The 21493-nt window shown below is 63.1% G+C and carries 23 protein-coding genes and 1 tRNA gene; 16 read left to right on the top strand and 8 right to left on the bottom strand.

Annotation, left to right across the window (positions count from 1 at the left end; translation table 11 throughout):
- The first annotated feature begins 81 nt into the window (after nt 1-81).
- The 6 genes from tatB (at nt 82) to EH240_RS12885 (ending at nt 6347) form a co-directional block, all read left to right on the top strand.
- The gene (gene tatB, locus EH240_RS12910) at nt 82-801 is read left to right on the top strand and encodes a Sec-independent protein translocase protein TatB (protein WP_124998744.1); all 720 of its coding nucleotides are present in this window, start codon (nt 82-84) and stop codon (nt 799-801) included.
- Nucleotides 798-1664, top strand: coding sequence for a twin-arginine translocase subunit TatC (tatC, locus tag EH240_RS12905; protein WP_124998742.1), 867 nt, complete (start codon nt 798-800; stop codon nt 1662-1664). The genes tatB and tatC overlap by 4 nt, the downstream gene beginning before the upstream one ends.
- A gap of 109 nt (nt 1665-1773) precedes the next feature.
- Nucleotides 1774-3078: a serine--tRNA ligase gene (gene serS / locus EH240_RS12900; protein ID WP_124998740.1), complete on the top strand. Its 1305-nt coding sequence runs from the start codon at nt 1774-1776 to the stop codon at nt 3076-3078.
- A 4-nt stretch (nt 3079-3082) separates the two neighbouring features.
- A complete protein-coding gene (gene surE / locus EH240_RS12895; RefSeq protein ID WP_124998738.1) occupies nt 3083-3841 on the top strand; it encodes a 5'/3'-nucleotidase SurE in 759 nt (252 codons plus the stop codon).
- Entirely contained in the window at nt 3838-4491 is a 654-nt protein-coding gene (locus EH240_RS12890; protein WP_124998736.1) for a protein-L-isoaspartate(D-aspartate) O-methyltransferase, read from the top strand. The genes surE and EH240_RS12890 overlap by 4 nt, the downstream gene beginning before the upstream one ends.
- Before the next feature lie 329 nt (nt 4492-4820).
- Nucleotides 4821-6347 (top strand): peptidoglycan DD-metalloendopeptidase family protein, encoded by a 1527-nt coding sequence (locus EH240_RS12885; protein WP_124998734.1) that lies wholly within the window; start codon nt 4821-4823, stop codon nt 6345-6347.
- Nucleotides 6348-6465: 118 nt separating this feature from the next.
- On the opposite strand, the gene EH240_RS12880 is transcribed toward EH240_RS12885, so the two are convergent.
- Nucleotides 6466-7338 carry an ATP-binding protein gene (locus EH240_RS12880; protein WP_124998732.1) on the bottom strand — a complete coding sequence of 291 codons (873 nt, stop codon included), beginning with the start codon at nt 7336-7338 and terminating at the stop codon, nt 6466-6468.
- Between the two features lie 267 nt (nt 7339-7605).
- Between EH240_RS12880 and yajC the strand changes: the two genes are divergently transcribed.
- Genes yajC through EH240_RS12860 form a run of 4 tightly spaced genes read left to right on the top strand, consistent with a single transcriptional unit; the run spans nt 7606 to nt 11800 of the window.
- The gene (yajC, locus tag EH240_RS12875; RefSeq protein WP_124998730.1) at nt 7606-7944 is read left to right on the top strand and encodes a preprotein translocase subunit YajC; all 339 of its coding nucleotides are present in this window, start codon (nt 7606-7608) and stop codon (nt 7942-7944) included.
- Nucleotides 7945-7998: 54 nt separating this feature from the next.
- A complete protein-coding gene (secDF, locus tag EH240_RS12870; RefSeq protein WP_124998728.1) occupies nt 7999-10548 on the top strand; it encodes a protein translocase subunit SecDF in 2550 nt (849 codons plus the stop codon).
- A 13-nt stretch (nt 10549-10561) separates the two neighbouring features.
- On the top strand, nt 10562-10951 hold the full coding sequence (locus tag EH240_RS12865) for an Mth938-like domain-containing protein (protein WP_124998726.1): 390 nt from the start codon (nt 10562-10564) through the stop codon (nt 10949-10951).
- Nucleotides 10952-11800: a phytoene/squalene synthase family protein gene (locus tag EH240_RS12860; RefSeq protein WP_245435967.1), complete on the top strand. Its 849-nt coding sequence runs from the start codon at nt 10952-10954 to the stop codon at nt 11798-11800.
- 44 nt (nt 11801-11844) lie between these two features.
- On the opposite strand, the gene EH240_RS37905 is transcribed toward EH240_RS12860, so the two are convergent.
- A complete protein-coding gene (locus tag EH240_RS37905; RefSeq protein WP_167484006.1) occupies nt 11845-12264 on the bottom strand; it encodes a hypothetical protein in 420 nt (139 codons plus the stop codon).
- A 29-nt stretch (nt 12265-12293) separates the two neighbouring features.
- Between EH240_RS37905 and EH240_RS12850 the strand changes: the two genes are divergently transcribed.
- On the top strand, nt 12294-13238 hold the full coding sequence (locus EH240_RS12850) for a sterol desaturase family protein (RefSeq protein ID WP_206075257.1): 945 nt from the start codon (nt 12294-12296) through the stop codon (nt 13236-13238).
- A 28-nt stretch (nt 13239-13266) separates the two neighbouring features.
- Here the strand turns inward: EH240_RS12850 and EH240_RS12845 are convergent, their stop codons facing one another.
- From EH240_RS12845 to EH240_RS12825, 5 genes are all read right to left on the bottom strand, one after another.
- A complete protein-coding gene (locus EH240_RS12845) occupies nt 13267-13587 on the bottom strand; it encodes a type II toxin-antitoxin system RelE/ParE family toxin (protein ID WP_124998722.1) in 321 nt (106 codons plus the stop codon).
- Entirely contained in the window at nt 13559-13861 is a 303-nt protein-coding gene (locus EH240_RS12840) for a type II toxin-antitoxin system ParD family antitoxin (RefSeq protein ID WP_124998720.1), read from the bottom strand. The genes EH240_RS12845 and EH240_RS12840 overlap by 29 nt, the downstream gene beginning before the upstream one ends.
- 71 nt (nt 13862-13932) lie before the next feature.
- Nucleotides 13933-15342 carry a methylenetetrahydrofolate--tRNA-(uracil(54)-C(5))-methyltransferase (FADH(2)-oxidizing) TrmFO gene (trmFO, locus tag EH240_RS12835; protein ID WP_124998718.1) on the bottom strand — a complete coding sequence of 470 codons (1410 nt, stop codon included), beginning with the start codon at nt 15340-15342 and terminating at the stop codon, nt 13933-13935.
- 362 nt (nt 15343-15704) lie between these two features.
- Nucleotides 15705-15845, bottom strand: a complete 141-nt coding sequence (locus tag EH240_RS12830) for a DUF1127 domain-containing protein (RefSeq protein ID WP_124998716.1) — start codon at nt 15843-15845, stop codon at nt 15705-15707.
- Nucleotides 15846-15894: 49 nt separating this feature from the next.
- The gene (locus EH240_RS12825; RefSeq protein WP_006335194.1) at nt 15895-16035 is read right to left on the bottom strand and encodes a DUF1127 domain-containing protein; all 141 of its coding nucleotides are present in this window, start codon (nt 16033-16035) and stop codon (nt 15895-15897) included.
- A 236-nt stretch (nt 16036-16271) separates the two neighbouring features.
- Here EH240_RS12825 and EH240_RS12820 point away from each other — a divergent pair, with 236 nt between their 5' ends.
- Nucleotides 16272-17390: a DUF2157 domain-containing protein gene (locus EH240_RS12820; protein WP_124998714.1), complete on the top strand. Its 1119-nt coding sequence runs from the start codon at nt 16272-16274 to the stop codon at nt 17388-17390.
- Nucleotides 17387-17968, top strand: a complete 582-nt coding sequence (locus EH240_RS12815) for a GDYXXLXY domain-containing protein (protein WP_124998712.1) — start codon at nt 17387-17389, stop codon at nt 17966-17968. The genes EH240_RS12820 and EH240_RS12815 overlap by 4 nt, the downstream gene beginning before the upstream one ends.
- An 85-nt stretch (nt 17969-18053) precedes the next feature.
- Here the strand turns inward: EH240_RS12815 and EH240_RS12810 are convergent.
- Nucleotides 18054-18138, bottom strand: a tRNA-Leu gene (locus tag EH240_RS12810).
- 342 nt (nt 18139-18480) lie between these two features.
- On the opposite strand from EH240_RS12810, the gene tig reads away from it, so the two are divergent.
- From tig to EH240_RS12795, 3 genes are all read left to right on the top strand, one after another.
- Nucleotides 18481-19965 (top strand): trigger factor, encoded by a 1485-nt coding sequence (tig, locus tag EH240_RS12805; RefSeq protein WP_124998710.1) that lies wholly within the window; start codon nt 18481-18483, stop codon nt 19963-19965.
- A 177-nt stretch (nt 19966-20142) separates the two neighbouring features.
- On the top strand, nt 20143-20667 hold the full coding sequence (locus EH240_RS12800) for a hypothetical protein (protein ID WP_342634080.1): 525 nt from the start codon (nt 20143-20145) through the stop codon (nt 20665-20667).
- A 393-nt stretch (nt 20668-21060) separates the two neighbouring features.
- A complete protein-coding gene (locus tag EH240_RS12795; RefSeq protein ID WP_124998708.1) occupies nt 21061-21441 on the top strand; it encodes a c-type cytochrome in 381 nt (126 codons plus the stop codon).
- Nucleotides 21442-21493 lie beyond the last annotated feature (52 nt).

Genomic DNA, 21493 nt, shown 5'->3' with positions numbered 1-21493 from the left:
TCGATTGTTGCTTTGTGCATGTCGTTGTCCCAAAACCGCTTCGCGCTTTTGGGCGACATGCACTAGTCGGAATAGATTGCCATGTTCGAAGTCGGTTGGAGCGAACTGCTGGTGATCGCGGTCGTCATGATCGTGGTCGTCGGACCGAAGGATTTGCCCAGCATGCTGCGCACCTTCGGCCGCACCGCAGCCAAATTGCGCACCATGGCGGCCGACTTCCAGAAGCAGTTCAATGACGCGCTGAAGGAGGCCGAGCTCGACGACGTCAAGAGTTCGGTCGACAGCCTTCGGGGCCTCAATCCGATGACCGAGATACGCAAGCAGCTCAATCCGTTCGAGCAGGCCGCTGCCGATGTGCGCGCCGGCGTCGATACCATGATGAAGCCCAAGCCGGCCGATCCGGCTGCATCGGAACCGCAGGCAGCCGAGCCGCTGAAGAACGGCGCGACGGAGATGCCGGGCGTCAACGGGACCGAAGCCGCTCCGGCCGCGCCGGTATTCCCGGCCATGGCCGACGCCTCTGGGACCGCACCGGTCACGGAGACCGCCCTGCCGGCGGCGCAGCCGGCGAAGAAGGCGGCGACCTCCAAGACAAGGACCGCCGGGGCCGCAGCGAAAACAGCAGCGTCCAAGGCGCCGGCCGAGAAAGCGTCGACAAAATCCTCGTCGCCGGCGGCGGCCAAGGCCGCTGCGCCCGCCCGGAAGGTGGCTAGCAAGTCTGAGGCAAAGGCCGCCGCGCCGAAGAAGCCGGCCGCGAAGAAGACAACCGACACCAAGAAGACGGCGGGAGCCGCCAAGTGAGCGTCTCGGACAAGGAGAAGGAAGAGATCGAGAAATCGTCGGCGCCGCTGATCGAGCACCTTATCGAGCTGCGCCGGCGCCTGATCTGGTCGCTGGGCGGCTTCTTCGTCGCCTTCCTCGTCTGCTTCTTCTTCGCCAAGCGACTGTTCAACCTTTTGGTCGTCCCGTTCAAATGGGCGACGCAATGGGCAGGGCTCGACCCGCATAAGGTCGAGCTGATCTACACCGCACCGCAAGAGTTCTTCTTCACCCAGGTGAAGCTCGCCATGTTCGGCGGCATGGTCATCGCTTTCCCGCTGATCGCCACGCAGATCTACAAGTTCATCGCGCCGGGTCTCTACAAGAACGAGCGCAGCGCTTTCTTGCCGTTCCTGATCGCGTCGCCGATCCTGTTCCTGATGGGCGCCTCGCTGGTCTATTTCTTCTTCACCCCGATGGTGATGTGGTTCTTCCTCGCCATGCAGCAGGTCGGCACCAATGACCAGGTGCAGATATCGCTGCTGCCGAAGGTGTCGGAATATCTCAGCCTGATCATGACGCTGATCTTCTCCTTCGGCCTGGTGTTCCAACTGCCGGTGGTGACCAGCCTGCTGACGCGCGTCGGCCTGCTGTCGTCGCAGACGCTCGCCGAAAAGCGTAAATGGGCGATCGTCATCGCCTTCGTCGTCGCCGCGGTGCTGACCCCGCCCGATCCGATGAGCCAGATCGGCCTCGCGATCCCGACCATTCTGCTCTATGAGGTCGCCATATTCTCCTCGCGCCTGATCGAACGCAGCCGGGAGCGCGATCGCCTGGCGCGCGAAAGGCAAGAAGAAGCAGGCGGCACTGTCGCCGAAAAAACGCCCGACGCGCCGTCCACCTAGGGCCAAAAAAGCCGCCAAAGCCTGAAAAACACGGCTGCCGGCTGCCGCCGTCTTGCATCGTCCAAGGATGCGGTTTAGGCCCTCGAACCTCACTCGAGGACGGACAACCATGCTTGACATCAAATGGATTCGCGACAATCCGAAGGCCCTGGTCGAGGCGCTGGTGAAGCGCTCGTGGTCGGCCGACGACGCGCAGTCCACCGTCGATGACCTGATCGCAAGGGACGAGGCGCGCCGCGCGCATCTCAGCGAGTTGCAGGTCAAGCAGGAACGCCGCAACGCCGCCTCGAAGGAGATCGGCAATGCCATGCGCTCGGGCGACGCCGCGCTTGCGGAAAAGCTCAAGGCCGAGGTCGGCGAGATCAAGGCGTTTATCCAGAACGGCGAGGCGCGCGAGCGCGAGCTCGACAAGGCGCTGAACGACGCGCTTGCGGTGCTGCCCAATGTGCCGCTCGACGACGTGCCGGTCGGCAAGGACGAGCACGACAACGTCGTCAAGCGGATCGTCGGCGAGGTGCCGACGCGCCCGAACTGGGTGAAGGAGCATTTCGAGATCGGCGAAGCGCTCGGCATGATGGATTTCGAGCGGGCGGCGAAGCTGTCGGGCTCGCGCTTCACGGTGCTGAAGAGCCAGCTCGCGCGCATGGAACGCGCGCTCGGCCAGTTCATGCTCGACCTGCACACGACAGAGCACGGCTATGTGGAGGTTCAGCCGCCGCTGATGGTGCGCGACGAGGTTCTCTTCGGCACCAACCAACTGCCGAAATTCGAGCTTGACCTATTCTTCACGCCGCATGGCGATGGACGCCTCGGCCTCATCCCCACGGCGGAAGTGCCGCTCACCAACCTTGTGCGTGAAGAAATCACGCCGCATGAAAAACTGCCGCTGCGCTATACGGCGCTGACGCCGTGCTTCCGCTCGGAAGCGGGCTCGGCCGGCCGCGACACGCGCGGCATGCTGCGCCAGCACCAGTTCTACAAGGTCGAGCTGGTCTCCATCACCAACCAGGAAAGCTCATTGGCCGAGCATGAGCGCATGACGCAATGCGCCGAAGAGGTGCTGAAGCGGCTCGGCCTGCCGTTCCGCACGGTGACGCTGTGCACCGGCGACATGGGTTTCGGCGCGCGCAAGACCTACGACATCGAGGTCTGGCTGCCCGGCCAGAACGCCTATCGCGAAATCTCGTCCTGCTCGGTCTGCGGCGATTTTCAGGCCAGGCGCATGGATGCGCGCTACAAGGACAAGGACGGCAAGGGCAACCGCTTCGTCCACACCCTCAATGGTTCGGGCACCGCGGTCGGCCGTGCTCTCATCGCCGTCATCGAAAACTACCAGAACGAGGACGGCAGCGTAACCATTCCTGAAGTGCTGCGGCCTTACATGGGAGGCCTCGCCAAGATCGAATCGAAATGAGTTCATGCGCATCCTGCTGACCAACGATGACGGCATCCACGCCGAAGGCCTTGCGTCGCTCGAGCGCATTGCCCGCACACTCTCGGATGACGTCTGGGTGGTGGCGCCCGAGCAGGACCAGTCCGGTTACGCGCATTCGCTGTCGATCTCGGAGCCGCTCAGGCTGAGGACGGTCGGCGAGAAGCATTTTGCCGTGCGCGGCACGCCGACCGACTGCGTCATCATGGGCACGAAAAAGATCCTGCCCGGCCCGCCCGACCTCATCTTGTCGGGCGTCAATTCCGGCGCCAACATCGCCGACGATGTCACCTATTCGGGCACCGTCGCCGGCGCGATGGAAGGGGCGCTGCTCGGCGTGCGCTCGATCGCGATCAGTCAAGCCTATTCCTATGTCGGCGAGGATCGCGTCGTTCCTTACGAGACGACCGAAACGCTGGCGCCGGCGCTGCTCAAGAAGCTTATCGCGACGCCGCTGCCGGAAGGCGTGCTGCTCAATGTCAATTTCCCGAACTGCGCGCCCGGCAAAATCGAGGGCACGGTCGTCACCTCGCAAGGCAAGCTCGTGCACAGCCTCTGGGTCGACGAGCGTCGCGACGGCCGCGGCCTGCCTTACTACTGGCTGCGCTTCGGTCGCGAGCCGGTCGAAGGCAAGCAAGGCACCGACCTTCACGCGTTGCGCAACCGGCTGGTGTCGGTGACGCCGCTGCAGCTCGACCTCACCGCCCATGAACTCCGCGACCAGCTGACCAAGGCGCTCTCATGACCATGGCAATCGACGACCGTGAAGGTTTTGCCGCTTTCCTGCTCCGCCTGCGTGGCCGAGGCACGGCGCCGAAGGCGCTGGTCGCGGCCTTCGAGGCGACGCCGCGGCGCGGCTTCCTGTCCGCGCAGTTCCATTCGATCGCCTGGTCGGAAGGCATGCTGCCGATCGAATGCGGCGAGGCGATCGAGGGCGCGGACCTGCAGGCGGCGGTCATCGCGGCTTTAGCCGTCGATCCGGGCAACCGCGTGCTCGAAATCGGCACCGGATCGGGCTACACGGCCGCCGTGATGTCGCGCCTTGCCGCGCGCATCGTCACCATCGACCGCTACAAGACCTTGATCGAGCAGGCAAAGCAGCGCTTCGAGGCGCTCGGCATCGGCAATGTCATCGTGCGCCAGGCCGATGGCTCCAACGGTCTGCCCAACGAAGGGCCGTTCGACCGCATCATCGCCTGGGCGGCCTTCGACAGCCTTCCGCGCTTCCTGCTCGACCAACTGTCGAGCGGCGGCATTGTCATCGCGCCGATCGGCCCGGAGGAGGGCGAGCAGGTGCTGGCCAAGCTCACCAAGGTCGGCAGCCGTTTCGAGCGCGAGGACATCGGCATGGTCAGGCTGCAGCCGATACTGCGCAGCGTCTCTGCGGTGATTTAGGGCAAGCCGATATTCAGGTGATGCCGGTCTGCGAACGGCAGTCTCCTGCGCTTCCGGCCTTCGCCGGCCGAAGCACTAATGAGTGGCGTGGCAGTTAAATTAAGGCTACGGCCGGCGTAGGCCGGTGCTCACGTACTTTAAGTACGCTCGGCTTCGGTTCTCGGAGACCACCATTCTCGACTCGGCCTGACCTGAATCTCACCTCGCCCCAAGGCCGGCCCAAAATGTTTTAAGAAAATTTTCGCCGGATTCTAATGGGTTAACCGGCCAGTAACATTAACGCGCTTTAATCGTAGCCAGTTTGTACCGGGTCTGTGCGGGTTAGTGCGATGCAATTCAGTGGTTTGAAGGCAAACGGACGCAATCTGGCGCGCGGCTGCGCCGTTCTCATGATCGCCGGCGCCGCCGCCGGGTGCAGCTCCCAGGCCATGCGCTTCAACGGTGTCGACGACGTGTTCACCTCGTCCACCAACAACCAGCGCGCCATCATCAACAAGCAGGGTGGCGATCAGCCCTATCCGGGCGACACGGTCGCGCCGGCGCCTGTCGATGGCAGCCATACCCAGTCGGTAAGCCGCACCAGCCTCGAGCCTGTGACATCCCAGCAGCTGCCGCCGCCCTCGCAGCCGGCCGCCGCCAAGCCGATGCGGACCGCCTCTGCCCCGGCGCTCGCGCCAGCTCCTGCCGCGCCGCATCTCGACAAGACGACCACCGGCACCGTCGCGCCTGCCGCGAAGCCGTTCAAGACCGCCGAGCCCGATGCCGTGCGCAACGCAAGTGTTGCGCCGCACGCGACCGAGATCGTAGTGAGGGAAGGCGAGACGATTTCCGGCTTGGCGCATCAATATCATGTGCCGGCCGACGCGATCATCAAGGTCAACGGGCTGGATGCCAACAAGGGCATCAGAACCGGCCAGAAGATCGTCATCCCCGCCTATGCCTATTCGAGCAAAGGCGAGCCGAAGGTTCCCGACAATACCAAGCCCGCCACGCCGAAGCAGCCTGCAGGCGCGCCGGAGAAGGTTGCCGTGCTGCCGCAGCAGCCGAAAGTCAAGGACGGCAAGTCCGCCGCGCAGGTCGATGCATCGGCCGCCGCCAGCGGCTCGAAGAACGCCAAGCCCGCGGCGCAGATGGCTGAGGCCAAGCCGGCTGGCGCCGGCGGCACCTACACCGTCCAGCAGGGCGATTCCCTGTCTTCGATCGCCCGGAAGACCGGCGTCGGCGTCACGGCGCTCAAGCAGGCCAACGGCATGAAGGACGGCCTCTTAAAGATCGGCCAGACGCTCAAGGTTCCGGCCGGCGGCACCGTCGCCGCCGCCACGCCTGGCGCGACTGCCGCCAAGCCGGCCGTCGATCCGGTGACGACGGCGACCACGCAGCCGCCGGCAAAGACCACGCCGTCGCAGACGCTCGCCTCCTACACGCCGCCGAAGAAGGACGCCAAGGTCATCCAGCAGGCCGAGGACGACGACGCGGTTGCGCCGGATGCGACCGGCATCGGCAAGATGCGCTGGCCGGTGCGCGGCCGCGTCATCTCCGGCTTCGGCTCCGGCAAGGACGGCGTCGATATCGCAGTGCCGGAAGGAACGCCGGTCAAGGCGGCCGAGAACGGCGTCGTCATCTATGCCGGCGACGGTCTCAAGGAGTTCGGCAACACGGTGCTGGTGCGCCACGAGAACGGGCTGGTAACCGTCTACGGCCACGCCAGCTCGATCGAGGTGCAGCGCGGCCAGAAGGTCAAGCGCGGCCAGGAGATCGCGCTGTCCGGCATGAGCGGCACGACGGACTCGCCGAAGCTGCACTTCGAGGTGCGCAAGAACTCGGCCCCGGTCGATCCGTCGGGCTATCTCGAATAGAAGCCTGGCTATCTCGAATAGAAGAAGAACAATTGCGGGCCGCCTGACCTCCAGTCCGGCCCGCCGGCTCAGCCCGCTCCGCAGGGGCGGGCTTTTTCAGTCGTTGGTCTCTCTCGCCTCAATCCTTGAGCGGTTTGCCGAGTCGGCCGGCAAGGTCCTGGGTGAATTGCCAGGCGACGCGGCCCGAACGGCTGCCGCGCGTCGTCGCCCATTCCAGCGCTTCCGCGCGCAGCGTCTCGGGGTCGATGGCGAGGCCGTGGTAACGGACATAGCCGTCGATCATGTCCAGATATTCGTCCTGCGAGCATTTGTGGAAGCCGAGCCACAGGCCGAAGCGGTCGGAGAGCGAGACCTTTTCCTCCACTGCTTCCGACGGGTTGATGGCAGTCGAGCGCTCGTTGTCGATCATGTCGCGCGGCAATAGATGCCGCCGGTTCGATGTGGCGTAGAAGATGACATTGGCCGGCCGGCCCTCGACGCCGCCTTCGAGCGCCGCCTTCAGCGACTTGTAGGAGGTGTCGTCGTGGTCGAAGGAGAGGTCGTCGCAAAATAGGATGAAGCGAAAGGAGGCGGCCTTCAGCAGGCCCATCAGCTTCGGCAGCGTGTCTACATCCTCGCGGTGGATCTCGATCAGCTTGAGCGGCCGGTCGAGCGCGTCCGAGGCGTTGACCTTGGCGTGCACGGCCTTGACCAGCGACGACTTGCCCATGCCGCGCGCGCCCCAGAGCAGCACATTGTTGGCGGCAAAGCCGGAAGCGAAGCGCTCGGTGTTGTCGAGCAGGATGTCGCGAACCCGGTCGACGCCGCGGATCAGGCCGATGTCGACGCGGTTGACCTTGCGCACCGGCTCCAGATAACCGGGATCGGCCTGCCAGACGAAGCAGTCGGCCGCGCCGAGGTCGGTCTCCGGAACGGGCGGCGAGGCGAGGCGGGAGACCGCTTCGATCAGGCGGTCGAGCTTTTTGTTCAGGGCGTCCAGGCTATCGGTCATTTCCGGTCTTTTTCGATTTGGCATCTCGCAACGTGAAACGGGTCCTTGGCTGCGCACCAAGAACCAACTGCAAGCTTTTGTTGGAGCACGATCTTTTCGGCCGGCTCCAAGCAGCTTCCGGCTGCGACGCTCTAGCACGCGCCAAACGGCTGGAAAAGCAACGGATTCGGCGGATCGCGCAGTTGCATTGGCAACTTTACCGACTATATTCCGGCCAAATTTTAGCGGGGCCGCCGCGGCGGTTTTCAATCATCCAGGAGTTTCTTGATGTTCGTCACACCGGCATACGCCCAAGGCGTCGGCACCTCGCCAGACATGTTGATCAGCATTTTGCCGTTTGTCCTGATATTCGTGATCATGTATTTTCTGATCATCCGGCCGCAGCGTACGCAGCTGAAGAAGCGGCAAGAAATGCTGGCTGCGGTGCGCCGCGGCGATACGGTGGTGACCGGTGGCGGCTTCGTCGGCAAGGTGACCAAGGTGATCGACGACAATGAGCTGGAAATCGACCTTGGCGGCGGAACCAAGGTGACGGCGCTGCGCTCGACGATCTCCGACGTGCGCGTCAAGGGCGAGCCGGTGGCGAACCAGAACGCCAAGAAGTAATCCTTGCTCGATGGCGGAACGCTGTCACCTGTACGCCTGAACGGATAAGAACGAATGCTCTATTTCTCGCGCCTGAAGATGATCCTGATCTGGCTGGCCGTGGCCGCCACAGTGATCCTTGCCGCGCCCAACCTGTTCCCGGCGAGCATGCTCGCAGAGCTGCCGAGCTGGGTGCCGAAGCGGCAGATGACGCTCGGCCTCGACCTTCAGGGCGGCTCGCATATCCTGCTTCAAATGGATCAGAACGATCTGATCAAGGACCAGCTGGAGACGACGCGCGACGAGATCAGGACGCGGCTGCGAGATGCTAAGATCCAATATACGGGTCTTGGCGGGTCGGGCCGCACGGTGCAGGTGCGCATCAATGATCAGAGCCAGATTGAGGCCGCCAAGTCGGCACTGAAACCTATAACAAATCCGATTAATGCCAGCCTGTTCGCCGGCGGCTCCGTCCAGTCAATGGCGCTGGACGATTCCGAACCCGGACTGTTGAAGTTCAACGTCACTGACGCCGGCATCAAGTACCGCACATCGACCGCGTTGTCGCAGGCGATTGAAGTTGTCGAACGGCGAGTCAACGCGCTTGGCACCACCGAACCGATCGTGCAGCGCCAGGGTGACGACCGCATTCTGGTTCAGGTGCCTGGGCTTCAGAACCCGCAAAGGCTCAAGGACATCATAGGCCAGACCGCCAAGCTGACGTTCCAGATGGTCGATACCTCAGTGCCGGTCCAGGACGCGATGAAGAATCGCCCACCGCCAGGCGATTCAATCCTCTACTCACAGGACGATCCGCCCGTCCCCTATCTGATCGAGAACCGCGTCATCGTGTCGGGCGAGGACCTGTCGCAGGCGACGCCAACCTATAATTCGCAGACAAACGAACCAGTGGTTTCGTTCACGTTCAATTCCCGGGGCGCGACGCGTTTCGGCCAAGCAACCCAGCAGAATGTCGGCAAGCCGTTCGCCATCGTGCTCGACAACCAGGTGATTTCGGCCCCGGTTATCCGCGAGCCGATCCTGGGCGGCAGCGGTCAGATTTCCGGTAATTTCACCGCCGAAAGCGCCAACGATCTTGCCGTGCTGCTGCGCGCCGGCGCCTTGCCCGCAAAACTGACCATCATCGAAGAGCGCACGGTGGGTCCGGGCCTCGGCCAGGATTCCATCCATGCCGGCAAGATCGCCGGCGTGATCGGCTCGATCCTCGTCGTCGCCTTCATGTTCGTTGCCTACGGCTTCCTCGGCTTCCTCGCCAATATCGCTTTGGCCGTGCACGTGGCGATGATCGTGGCGCTGCTGTCGCTGCTTGGCGCCACGCTGACCTTGCCGGGCATCGCCGGTATCGTGCTCACCATCGGCATGGCGGTGGACTCCAACGTTCTGATCTATGAACGCATCCGCGAGGAGCGACGAAACGGCCGCTCGGTGATCCAGGCGATCGATACCGGCTTCTCCAAGGCGCTGGCGACCATTGTCGATTCCAACGTCACGTCGTTGATCGCGACGGTGGTGCTGTTCTGGCTGGGCACCGGTCCGGTCAAGGGCTTCGCCATCACCTACGCCATCGGCATCCTGACCACCGTTTTCACCGCCTTCACCTTCACTCGCATGCTGGTGTCGATCTGGCTGCGCCGCGCCCGTCCGAAGGAATTGCCGCGGGCGCCGGTCACTTTCATTCCGCCGGGCACCAGGATTCCCTTCATGGGCATCCGCCGTTGGACGTTCGCTTTGTCCAGCCTGTTGTCGATCCTGTCGGTCGTCGGGTTCCTGACCATCGACATCAACTATGGCATCGACTTCAAGGGCGGCTCGATCATCGAGGTGCAGTCCAAGCAGGGCGACGCAGATCTCGGCGACATTCGCGGCCGGCTGTCCGAGCTCAACATCGGCGAGATCCAGGTGCAGCAGTTCGGCCAGCCGAACGACGTGCTGATCCGCGTCGGAACGCAGGCCGCGGGCGAGAACGCCGAGCAAACCGTCATCGACAAGGTGCGGGGCGAGCTCCAAGACCAGTATGATTTCCGCCGTGTCGAGGTGGTGGGTCCGACGGTCTCCGGCGAATTGGCCAAGCAAGGCACGATCGCTATGCTGATCGCGCTGGTCGGTATCCTGCTCTATGTCTGGTTCCGCTTCGAATGGCAGTTCGCGGTCGGAGCCATCATCGCGACGATCCACGACGTGGTGATGACGATCGGCTTCTTCGTCCTGACGGGGTTGGAATTCAACCAGTCGTCCCTGGCGGCGATCCTGACGATCATCGGCTATTCGCTGAACGATACCATCGTCGTCTATGACCGCGTCCGCGAGGATCTTCGAAGATACAAGAAGATGCCGCTGCCGCAGCTCTTGAACAACGCCATCAACGAGACGCTGTCCAGAACCACGCTGACCTCGGTGACCACCATCCTTGCGCTGTTGGCGCTGGTGCTGTTCGGCGGCGAGGTGATCCGTTCCTTCACGCTGGCGATGCTGTTCGGCGTGGTGTTCGGCACCTATTCGTCGATCTTCATCGCCGCGCCGTTGCTGATCCTGTTCAAGCTCAGGCCGCAGGCCGCCACCGCCGAAGAGGACAAGCCGGTGAACGGCAAGGCCGTGGCGACCTGACGCCGCCCGGCTCATGGCCAAAGGCATCGTCATCCGCGAGGCGCATTTCCCGGGCAGGGCGCCGATCGAAGCCTATGGCAATGGTGGCTTCCGCTTCGCCGACATGTCGCATCGTGGCTCGCTTCTGTGCCTGCCGTCCGGCATCCATGGTTGGGAGCCGGCCGATCCGCTGGCGCTGACGGCGGCGGATTTCGACAAGCTGTTCGCTGAAGCCGACAAGGTCGAGATCCTGCTGGTCGGCACCGGCAGGGATTTGCGGCCGCTGCCGGCGGCGTTGCGCGCCGCGCTGAAACGGGCCGGCATCTCGGCCGATCCGATGTCGACGGGCGCGGCCGTGCGCACCTACAACGTGCTTCTGGCCGAGGACCGCGCCGTGGCCGCAGCGCTGATAGCCGTCGATTGAATGGCCGAGACTCCCACCATCGTCATGGACGCGGTGCGTGCCGCCGACCATGACCGCTATCTCTGCACGCTCTATGCGCCGGCCGACAAGCGCGATGCGCTGCTTGCGCTTTATGCCTTCAACGCCGAGATCGCCAGCGTTCGCGACCGCATCCACGAACCGCTGCCGGGCGAGGTCAGGCTGCAGTGGTGGCGCGATGTGATCGCGGCCGAAGGCGATGCGGAAACGGGCCATCCGACCGCCGATGCGCTGAGAGCGGCGATTGCCGCAAATCATCTGCCGAAGGCTGCTTTCGAGAACATGCTCGAAGCGCGCATCTTCGATCTCTATGACGATCCGATGCCGTCGCGGACCGATCTCGAAGGCTATTGCGGCGAGACGGCCGCGGCGCTCATCCAGCTTGCGGCGATGGTGCTCGATGCGGCTGCCGCGCCACGCTTTGCCGAACTGGCGGGCAGGGCGGGCTGCGCGCAGGCGATCACCGGTCTGCTGCTCTTGCTGCCGCTGCACCGCAGGCGAGGCCAATGCTATATGCCGGCCGATATCCTGGCAGCCGCGGGTACGACACCGGAAGAGTTCGTCAAAGGCGACGGTGGGCCCGGACCGGAACGAGCCGTGACTGCGATGACGGCGTTGGCGCGGGAGCATCTTGGCGCTTTTGAAAAGGGCGCACGAGGGCTTCCCGCGTCGCTGCGCCCGGCCTTCCTGCCGCTCGCGCTGACGCGCGCCTATCTCGGCAAGATGGAAAAGGGAGCGCAGTCGCCGCTGATGGGTAGCGCAACGCTCTCAACCTTGCGCCGGCACTGGCTGCTCTTGCGTCATGCCATGCGCGGCTGGGCACCCCTTTGACGTAAACGTCAATCGTGCTAGGGGTTCTGTCGCGTGGACTCGCGTCAAAGAAATGCGAGCCGCCGGAGGAGCCGCCTTTCCATGACGTCCTGGTCGTCCTCGTCGCGTTCGGCATCGCGCTGTCGGTCGCGGCCGTGCATTTCACCGGTGGCACGACAACCGCGACGCTTGCCGGCGCGCATCAGGCGTCCGCGCGTTTCGCCGAAGATTTTCCCGACGAAAAGCCCGGCGCTGTGCGGCTGACGTCGGACAGGCATGCCGCATTCCTCGAACTCGGCCCGCAGCGCTGCGGCATCTTCATAAGCATAGGCGCGTGTTTCCTGACGCGCATCGTCACCCCGCGGGACGTCCTGGCTCTGGCGCGGGAAGGAAACGGCAAACCGCCCGCCTTTCCAGGTGAAATCATCCATTCGCAGCGACACGACGACGAAGCCGACGCGCTGGCGGTGGCGGCGGCGCTGCAAGCACACGATCGGATCCGAAAGGCGGCGTGATGGGCGAGTACAGTTTCCCGCAGGTCACCCAGCTTGCCATCCCGTTCTTCGTCACGGCGATCCTGATCGAGCTTTGGCTGGTGCGCACCGGCCGCGCCAAGGGATCGTTCGAGACGCGCGACACGCTGACGAGCCTGATGTTGGGAACGGGCAATGTCGTCGCCGGCCTTTTGCTCGGCTTGGTGTCCTACTGGGCGCTGCTATGGCTCTGGCAATTCCGCTTCTTCAATCTCGGCCTGTCGATCCTTGTGTTTGTCGCCGCCTTCCTGCTCGATGACCTGCGCTACTATGTCTATCACCGCATCGCGCACCGGGTGCGCTGGGTGTGGGCCGAGCACGTCAACCACCATTCCAGCCAGCACTATAATCTCTCGACGGCGCTCAGGCAGAGCTGGACCGGCCTGTTCACCTTCATCCTGCAGGCGCCGCTGGTGCTGCTCGGCTTCCATCCGGCGGTGATCGCCTTCGTCTTCGGCTTCAATCTGATCTGGCAGTTCTGGATCCACACCGAGGCGATCGGCAAGATGTGGGGCTGGTTCGAATTCGTCTTCAACACGCCGTCGCACCACCGTGTCCACCACGCCACCAACCCGCGCTATCTCGACGCCAATTTCGCCGGCACGCTGATCATCTGGGACCGCATGTTCGGCACCTTCGTCGAGGAACTGGAAGAGGACCGGCCGCGCTACGGCATCGTCAAGAACATCGGTACCTTCAACCCGCTGAAGGTGGCCTTCCATGAATGGATCGGCATGTTCAAGGACCCGGCGATGCCCGGGCTGACGCTTCGCGAGCGCCTCAACTATCTCATCCAGCCGCCGGGCTGGAGCCATGACGGCTCGCGCGACACGTCGGAGACACTGAAGGCGGCTTATGTGCGGAGAAATCCAAGCGAGGCGGGCAAGCCGGGGTTGGCGACGGCGGCAAGTGAGCCGGCGGAGTAGGGTCAGGCCAGCCGAGCATGGCTTCCTGTCAGGATGGCTTGCCGCCATCGCGCATGAGCGTTTCGTAGGCGCGGCCGCCATAGAAGATGTTGACGATGTGCACCAGATCGTCGGCGATAATGTAAGCGATTAAGGCGGAGTGTTCGAACGGCACTGTTTGCAGTCCCGGCGCGATGTCGTCGCGCGAACGTCCTCCGTTAGGAGCGTTGCGGCCACAGCGCTCCTTGATACGATCAATAAAGCCATTGGCAATGTTTTCGCTGCCGCTGCTTTCAAGGATGTAAGCGGCAATGGCGTTAAGGTCGGAGACTGCAGCTTCGCTAAGAACGACGGCGAGACGCTGGATCATCGTTGTCTCGCGCCAGTTGCGAAATACGGCTCTTTACCCGGTCGATTGCCTCGTCGAGTGGCACCGCTGGCCTCTTGTCCGCGATCGAAGCCTTCACCCGCGCCCTGATCGAGGCCATGCGCTCGGCATGCTCTTCCTCCTCGCGCTGGAAGGCGCGCAGCGCCGCGCGGATCACCTCGCTCGCCGAGCCGAAGGAGCCGTCCTCGACCTTTTCGCGGATCATGCGCGCCATGGCTGGCGTGACGGTGATCGAAAGTTTCTCGGCGGATTCCATGGTGTTGCTCCATGCATATAAAGTAGGACGATATCCTACTTTATATGGGTCATCAATCGGAACCGAAAAGCCTATTCCGCAGCCTCGGCCCGCGCTGGCAGCCCCAGCCATGCGCGGCAGTCGGCCAGCGCGCGCGCGGTGATCGCGCGGCGCTTGGCGACGGTCTTGTCCTTGCCGCGCAGGCGCTTGCCTTCATTTTTCGGTGCTTCCACCGGCGGGAACAGGCCGAAATTGACGTTCATCGGTTGGAACGAGCGTTTGCCCGGCTCGTCATCCGAGACGATATGGCCGCCGGTGATGTGGTTGAGCAGCGCGCCGAAGGCGGTGGTCTGCGGTGGCAGCGAGGGCGCTTGGCCGAGCCGCTCGGCGGCGGCGAAACGGCCGGCCAGCAGGCCGATCGCGGCGCTCTCGACATAGCCCTCGCAGCCGGTGATCTGGCCGGCAAAGCGCAGGCCCGGGCGCGACTTCAATTGAAGTGATCGATCGAGCAGCGTCGGCGAATTGATATAGGTGTTGCGGTGCAGGCCGCCGAGGCGGGCGAATTCGGCATTTTCGAGCCCGGGAATGGTGCGGAAGACCTGCACCTGCTCGGCGTGCTTCAGCTTGGTCTGGAAGCCGACCATGTTGTAGAGCGTGCCCAGCGCGTTGTCCTGGCGAAGCTGCACCACCGCATAGGCTTTGACCGACGGATTGTGGACGTTGGTCAGACCCATCGGCTTCATCGGCCCATGGCGCAGCGTCTCGACGCCGCGCTCGGCCATCACCTCGATCGGCAGGCAGCCGTCGAAATAGGGCGTGCCTTCCCACTGCTTGAACTCGGTTTTTTGCCCCTCCAACAACGCCGCCACGAAGGCGAGATATTGCTCCTTGTCCATCGGGCAGTTGATGTAGTCCTTGCCGGTGCCGCCGGGGCCAACCTTGTCGTAACGCGACTGGAACCAGCAGGTGTTCATGTCGATCGTGTCAAAATGCACGATCGGGGCGATGGCGTCGAAGAAGGCGAGCGCGTCGGCGCCGGTTGCCTCGGCGATCGACTGGGCAAGCGAGGGCGCAGTCAGCGGGCCGGTGGCGATGATCGCCTGGTCCCAATTCGCCGGCGGCAGGCCGGGCACTTCCTCGCGCTGGATGGTGATCAGCGGATGCGCCTCGATCCTTCGGGTCACCGCATCGGAAAAGCCGTCGCGATCGACGGCGAGCGCGCCGCCGGCCGGGACCTGATGCGCGTCGCCGGCGCTCATGATCAGCGAGCCGGCAAGCCGCATTTCGGCATGCAGCAGGCCCACGGCATTGGTTTCGGCGTCGTCGGAGCGGAAGGAATTGGAGCAGACGAGCTCGGCCAGGCCCTCGGTCTTGTGCGCGTCGGTGCCGCGCACCGGACGCATCTCATGCAGCACGACCGGAACGCCGGCTTCAGCGATCTGCCATGCGGCTTCGGAGCCGGCTAAGCCGCCGCCTATAACGTGAACGGGATCTTTGCTCATGAGCGCCGAAATAGTCGCTTGGCGCTGCGATTGCAATTGCCGGTTTGGACGGGCTGACGCGGTAGGTCTGTTCCAAAAACAACAACACCCGCCGGGGGAGGAGGTCCGGCGGGTGTCGTTTTGGTGGTCGATCCTCGGGAGGAGGTGAAGATCGACCGTATTCGTCATTGCCGGGGAGGAGGTCGGCTTTGACGAAATTCCTTTCGCCATTTGAAAAAGGGGCGAAACCTTTCTGGAGAACAACGCCCGCCGGGGGAGGAGGTCCGGCGGGCGCCGTTTCAGTGGTCAACCTTCGGGAGGAGGTGAAGATTGACCGTATCCGTCAGGGTCGGGGAGGAGGTCGACCCTGGCGAAATTCCTTATCAAACCGCCTTGCGGGCGATCATCTTGATCTCGTCGCGAACGATGCCGAGATCATGGAGCTGGCGGTTCGAAAGCCGACCCAGCTCGGAAACCGTCTCGCGATAAACGCGCCAGTTACGATAGTTGCGGATCAGGTTCATTGTCTTACTTTCTAAAAACTGGTTCGGACCATTCGCGGTCCGAAGCGGATTAGACCGCCTTGCGGGCGACGTAGTGGATGTCGCTGCGGCTGATGCCGAGGTCGGTCAGTTCACGGTTCGACAGGCGGCTCAGCTCCGAGACGGTGTCCCGGTAGCGGCGCCAGTTGCGATAGTTGCGGATCAGGTTCATGGTAGTGCTCGTTTCGTCTTTCGTTCGGATCATTCCGTTTGTGTACGAACAGAAAATAGGTGGGATCATATCGGTTTAAAAGTGCCATTGGCGCATGGCAGCAATGCAAATTGTGCATTGCAACATTAACGGCCATTCAGGCTTGCGACACAAAGAAGACCGAATCGGAAAATGCCGCGGCGTCAACGGTTTGGGGCGTGCGGCTAAAAAATGACCAAAGCTCGGGGGGAAAAAACGTGGCGGGCTATGCGACACGGATGAGGGTGGATATCGCCCGATGGCGGGAGGCGGGCCTGATCGACGCGCCGACGGCAGACGCATTGGTGCGCGACGTGGCCGCCAACGAGCGCAACTCGCTCAGCTTCGGCTCGATCCTGGCGATGATGGCGGCGCTCCTGTTCTGCGCCGCGATCCTGATCTTCGTTGCCGCCAACTGGGAGGCCATTCCACGGCTGGCGCGCGTGGCGGCGCTGTTTGCCGTCATCCTCGGCGGCTACGTGGGTGGCGCGGTGTTGAAGGCACGCGACCATGCGGCGATCGGCGAGGCGCTGTGGATCGTCGCGGCCGCGGCCTTCGGCGGATCGATCGCGCTCATCGGCCAGATGTATCATCTGTCGGGCGACGAGGACTCGGCATTGCTGACCTGGTGCGCCGGCACGGCACTCGCGGCGGTCGCATTGCGCTCGAACCCGCTCACCGTCGCCTCCGTCGGCATCGCCGACGCCTGGCTGTTCGTCAGATGGGGCGGAGTTTTCCGCAGGGCCGAGTCTCCGCATCTCTTCGCCGCCATGGCGCTGGTGCTGTTTGCCATTTCATTTTGGACACGCAGCCAGGCGGCGCGGCACCTGATCGTCCTGTCGATCGTGTTCTATCTCCTGCTGCTGGCGATAGACCACAACACGTTCCAGGTCGCCATTCCGCTCATGCTCGTCTCGGCGCTGCTGTTCGCAGCGTCGATCCTCGCCGCCGGCCCCGTCGACAGGATCGCGCAGATCGGCGGACGGCTGCCCTTGCACGCGCTCATCGGCTTTCTTGCCGGCCTGGCAATGGTTCAGTTCGAACTGGCCGATGCGGCGAGCTACAACAGTGGCTTCGCCATTGCCTCGGCGGCCGCGCTTGCTGGCATCGTCGCGGCAATCATGCTGGGCGGCCGCGAGAGCCGGGGCTTGCGCTGGTTGGCTTATGCCGGCTTCGCCTTCGAGCTCGCCGTCATCTATGTGGTGATGCTGCAGTCGATGCTCGACACGGCGGGCTTCTTCCTGTCCGCTGCCGTGCTGCTGGGGATACTGGCGCTGGTCATTATCCGCGTTGAAAAACGCATGAAGGCGCCTGCCGGAGGAGGAGCAGCGGCATGAGCGGCAAGAGACTGATCATCGCGGCGCTGGTGCTGGCGCTTGTCCAGATCGGCTTTCTGAGCTGGATCATCGCCGGCCGCGCGGTGATCCTGCGCAACGGCAAGGAAGTGGTTTTGAAGATCGAGCCCGTGGACCCGCGCGATCTCCTGCGTGGCGACTACATCTCGCTTGGCTATGACATATCGCGAATACCGGCGAAGCTCATCGCCAACATTCCGCCAGGCAAGCTCTCCAGTGACGACACGTCGATCGTCGTGCGGTTGAAGAAGGGCGCGGACGCTTACTGGCTGCCGACGGCGGCATGGTTCGGCCAGGTGCCGACGCCGGCCGCTCCGGACGAGGCCGATATAGTTGGGCATGTCGCCGAGGGCTGGGACCTGCGCTCGCCCGACACGACGATCGCTCCGGACTATGGCATCGAACGCTTCTACCTGCCGGAAGGCGAGGGCATGGCGATCCAGAGCGACATGCGCGCACGGCCGTTCGGCATCAAGCTGGCGCTCTCGGCCAACGGCACGGCGCAGATCAAGGCGCTCATGGACGGCGACAAGACGCTGTTCGAGGAGCCGCTTTATTAGTCCTTCTTCGCCAAGGTTTCGGAGGATTTCCTCGTCTATCGAGCTGCTCAGGTGGCTCGCCATCCGTAGCTCGAAGAGCGAAGGATGGTGCGGATGAAGGGACTCGAACCCCCACGCCTTTCGGCACTGGAACCTAAATCCAGGGCGTCTACCAATTCCGCCACATCCGCTTTCCCCGGCAATCCCATGTAGCCATCATTCTGTCAATGTCGGGGTCCAGATCACCGTCGTTCGCCTAATCGCGAAGATGGTTGAAAATTAGCCTAGCCTGTGACAAAAGGCGTGTCGAATGTGACGGGACGCGACTATCCGCTTCTACAGAATGTAAGAAGAAGTAGGAAAAACAAAGACTTCTTCACATTTTGGAGGCGCAGGTCAGGAGAGTTTGACCGCATTGGCGGACAAATCATCAGGTTCCGTACCAAAAGCCATTTCCGGCAAGATTATACCGGCAGGCTGTGAACGGCTAAGAACCGTTTGGCAGCCTCATTGGTGAAAACAAAGGTTTTAGGATGCAGGTCACCGAAACGCTCAACTCCGGTCTCAAGCGCGAGATCAAGATCACCGTGCCGGCCGGTGACATGGAAGCCAAGCTGATGGCGCGGCTGAACGATGCCCGCGACAAGGTGCGGATCAACGGCTTCCGTCCCGGCAAGGTGCCGGTGCAGCACCTGCGCAAGGTGTACGGCAAGTCGTTCATGGCCGAGGTCGTCAACGAGATCCTCAACGACTCGACCCGCTCGATCATCTCGGGCCGCGGCGAAAAGGCCGCCATGCAGCCCGAAGTCATCATGACCGAGGACGAGAAGGAAGCCGAGAAGATCCTGGCCGGCGGCGCCGACTTCGAGTTCCGCCTCAATTACGAGGTCATCCCGGCCATCGAGGTCAAGGATTTCTCCGACATCAAGGTGACGCGTCAGGTTTATGACGTGCCGGAACAGGAAGTCGAAGACCAGGTGAAGCGGGTTGCCGAATCTGCCCGCAGCTACGAGCCCAAGGACGGCAAGGCCGCCGAAGGCGACCGCGTGAGCATCGATTATGTCGGCAAGATCGGCGGCGAGGCCTTCGCCGGCGGCGCTGGCACCGACCAGCCGCTGGTGCTCGGCTCCAAGGAGTTCATCCCCGGCTTCGAGGACCAGCTGATCGGCACCAAGGCGGGCGATGAGAAGCAGGTCACCGTCACCTTCCCGGAGAACTACCAGGCGGCGCATCTGGCCGGCAAGGAAGCCACCTTCGACGTCACCGTCAAGGACGTGGCCAAGCCCGGCGCGCTCGAGATCAATGACGAGACGGCCAAGAACCTTGGTCTGGAATCGCTGGAGCGCCTGCGCGAGATCGTGCGCGGCCAGATTGAGAACCAGTTCGGCTCGATGACCCGTCAGAAGGTGAAGCGCCAGCTGCTCGACCAGCTCGATGCCGCCTATTCCTTCGAGGCACCGTCGAAGCTCGTCGAGGCCGAGTTCAACAACATCTGGGCGCAGGTCAACCGCGACCTCGAAGCCGCCGGCCGCACCTTCGCCGAAGAGGAGACGACGGAAGAAGAGGCGCGCGCCGAATATATGCGCCTGGCCGAACGCCGCGTGCGTCTTGGTCTGGTTCTCGCCGAGATTGGCGAGAAGGCCGGCGTCACCGTGTCGGACGAAGAGCTGCAGCGCGGCCTGTTCGAACAGGTCCGCCGCTTCCCGGCCAACCAGCAGCAGGAAGCCTTCGAGTTCTATCGCAGCAACCCCGAGGCGATCAATTCGCTGCGGGCGCCGATGTTCGAGGAAAAGGTGGTCGACTACCTGCTCGGGCAGATCTCGGTCAACGACGTCAAGGTCAGCAAGGAAGAGCTGATGGCCGACGACGAGGAGACTGAGACCGCGACCAAGGCGAAGCCGACGAAGAAGGCTTCCTCGAAGAAGGCGGAGGCCAAGGCAGACGAAGCCGCCGGCGAGGCGGAAGAGCCAAAGAAGAAGGCCGCGCCTAAGAAGAAGGCCGCCAAGGACGCCGAGTGAACGGCGCAATGAGCTGATTTCGAAAGGCCGCCCTTGAGGCGGCCTTTTTCGTTGCCGTCTTCGTTGTTGCCGCGCGGCAACACATCCGGCTTCAGATGGATGCACGCTGCTGGCGATACCGAACGTTGATGATTATCTGTGCGATATCGCATTTCGCAGGGTCGTTTGGAGGCACAGGTGATTGTGGCATTCAAGATGAGGGGCGTGGCCGTTGCCGCGGCGCTCTTGCTTGCCGCGGCCGGTGTGGCCCAGGCCGGGCCCGATCTCGGCAACTGGCGCGTCGACGCCGGCAGCGACGGCCAGGTGACGGCGTCGCTTCACGCCACCAACAAGCTGATCACCGGCGGCGGCGCGCTGGGCTATAGTCCGGTGCTGACGCTGGCCTGCCGGTCCGACGGCGAACCGCGCTGGAGCGAATGGCTGCAGCTCAACGACGCGGTTTCGGCCAGCCGCAAGATCACCATGTCGGTCATGGTCGACGGCGGCAGCAAATTCGATGAGAGCTGGGCTGTCGGCCCTCGCGGCAAACTGCTGGTCAGGGAAGGGGATGACGGCATCAAGCGGCTGGTTTCGGCTAACCGGCTGTTGCTGTCATGGCGCTTTGGCCTGCTGTCCGGACGCGGCGAGGCTGATTTCGATCTCGCCGGGCTTTCAGAAGCGGTCGGCCGGATTGCCGCGACCTGCAATGCCGATCCGCCTTGATCGTTGCCGTTCAGAACAGGCTTGCATATGCGACGACATCGATATGGGAGCCGAGGAAACCCGGCCCGCTAAAAGCGTGTCGCGCTGAAACGGATTCAGGCGACACGGCTTTAAGTCTTTGTTTTTGGTGAATGTCGTTCCCCCAAAACCGCTGCGCACTTTTGGGCGACATGCATCAGTGCCGCTTTTGCCGTTTCGGGCGGCTACCCTCGGCGCACGGCATAAACCTTCGCAAAAACTGGCTTTTTCTACCCGTCGGGACGATTCTGTGGTATGCAGGTGCCGCAATTCCACTGAAGGAACGCAAATCTTCCGCTCGACCGTGCAGGGCACGCCAGCGGGCTGGTGCTGTGCGGATCATCCGACGTAAATGACGATCAGGGAGGAAGTGCCATGCGCGCAATCGCGCTTTTCATCGCCTTGTCCGCTACGATCTTCATCACAAGTCCATCGCAGGCGCAGGATGCTGCGGCGGGCGAGAAGGTCTTCACCAAATGCAAGGTCTGCCACATCGCGGACAAGGACCAGAACAAGGTTGGTCCGTCATTAAACGGCGTCATCGGCCGCACAGCCGGCACGCATCCTGGATTCAGCTATTCCCAAGCCATGGTTGCGGCCGGAAAGTCCGGAACCAAATGGGACGAGCCAACTCTGACGACCTATCTCCATGATCCAAAGGCCATGGTCAAAGGGACGAAGATGGCGTTTCCCGGCCTCAAGAGCGATCAGGACATAGCCAACGTCATCGCTTACCTGAAACAGTTTTCCAAGTAAGCTGGCCCTGCCAGGCCCCGCTTGTTGGTCGCCTGCCTGTTCCGAGGGAAGA

The sequence above is a fragment of the Mesorhizobium tamadayense genome (genome assembly GCF_003863365.1).
GTDB lineage: Bacteria > Pseudomonadota > Alphaproteobacteria > Rhizobiales > Rhizobiaceae > Mesorhizobium > Mesorhizobium tamadayense.
This window is presented reverse-complemented; position numbering and strand designations above follow the sequence as displayed.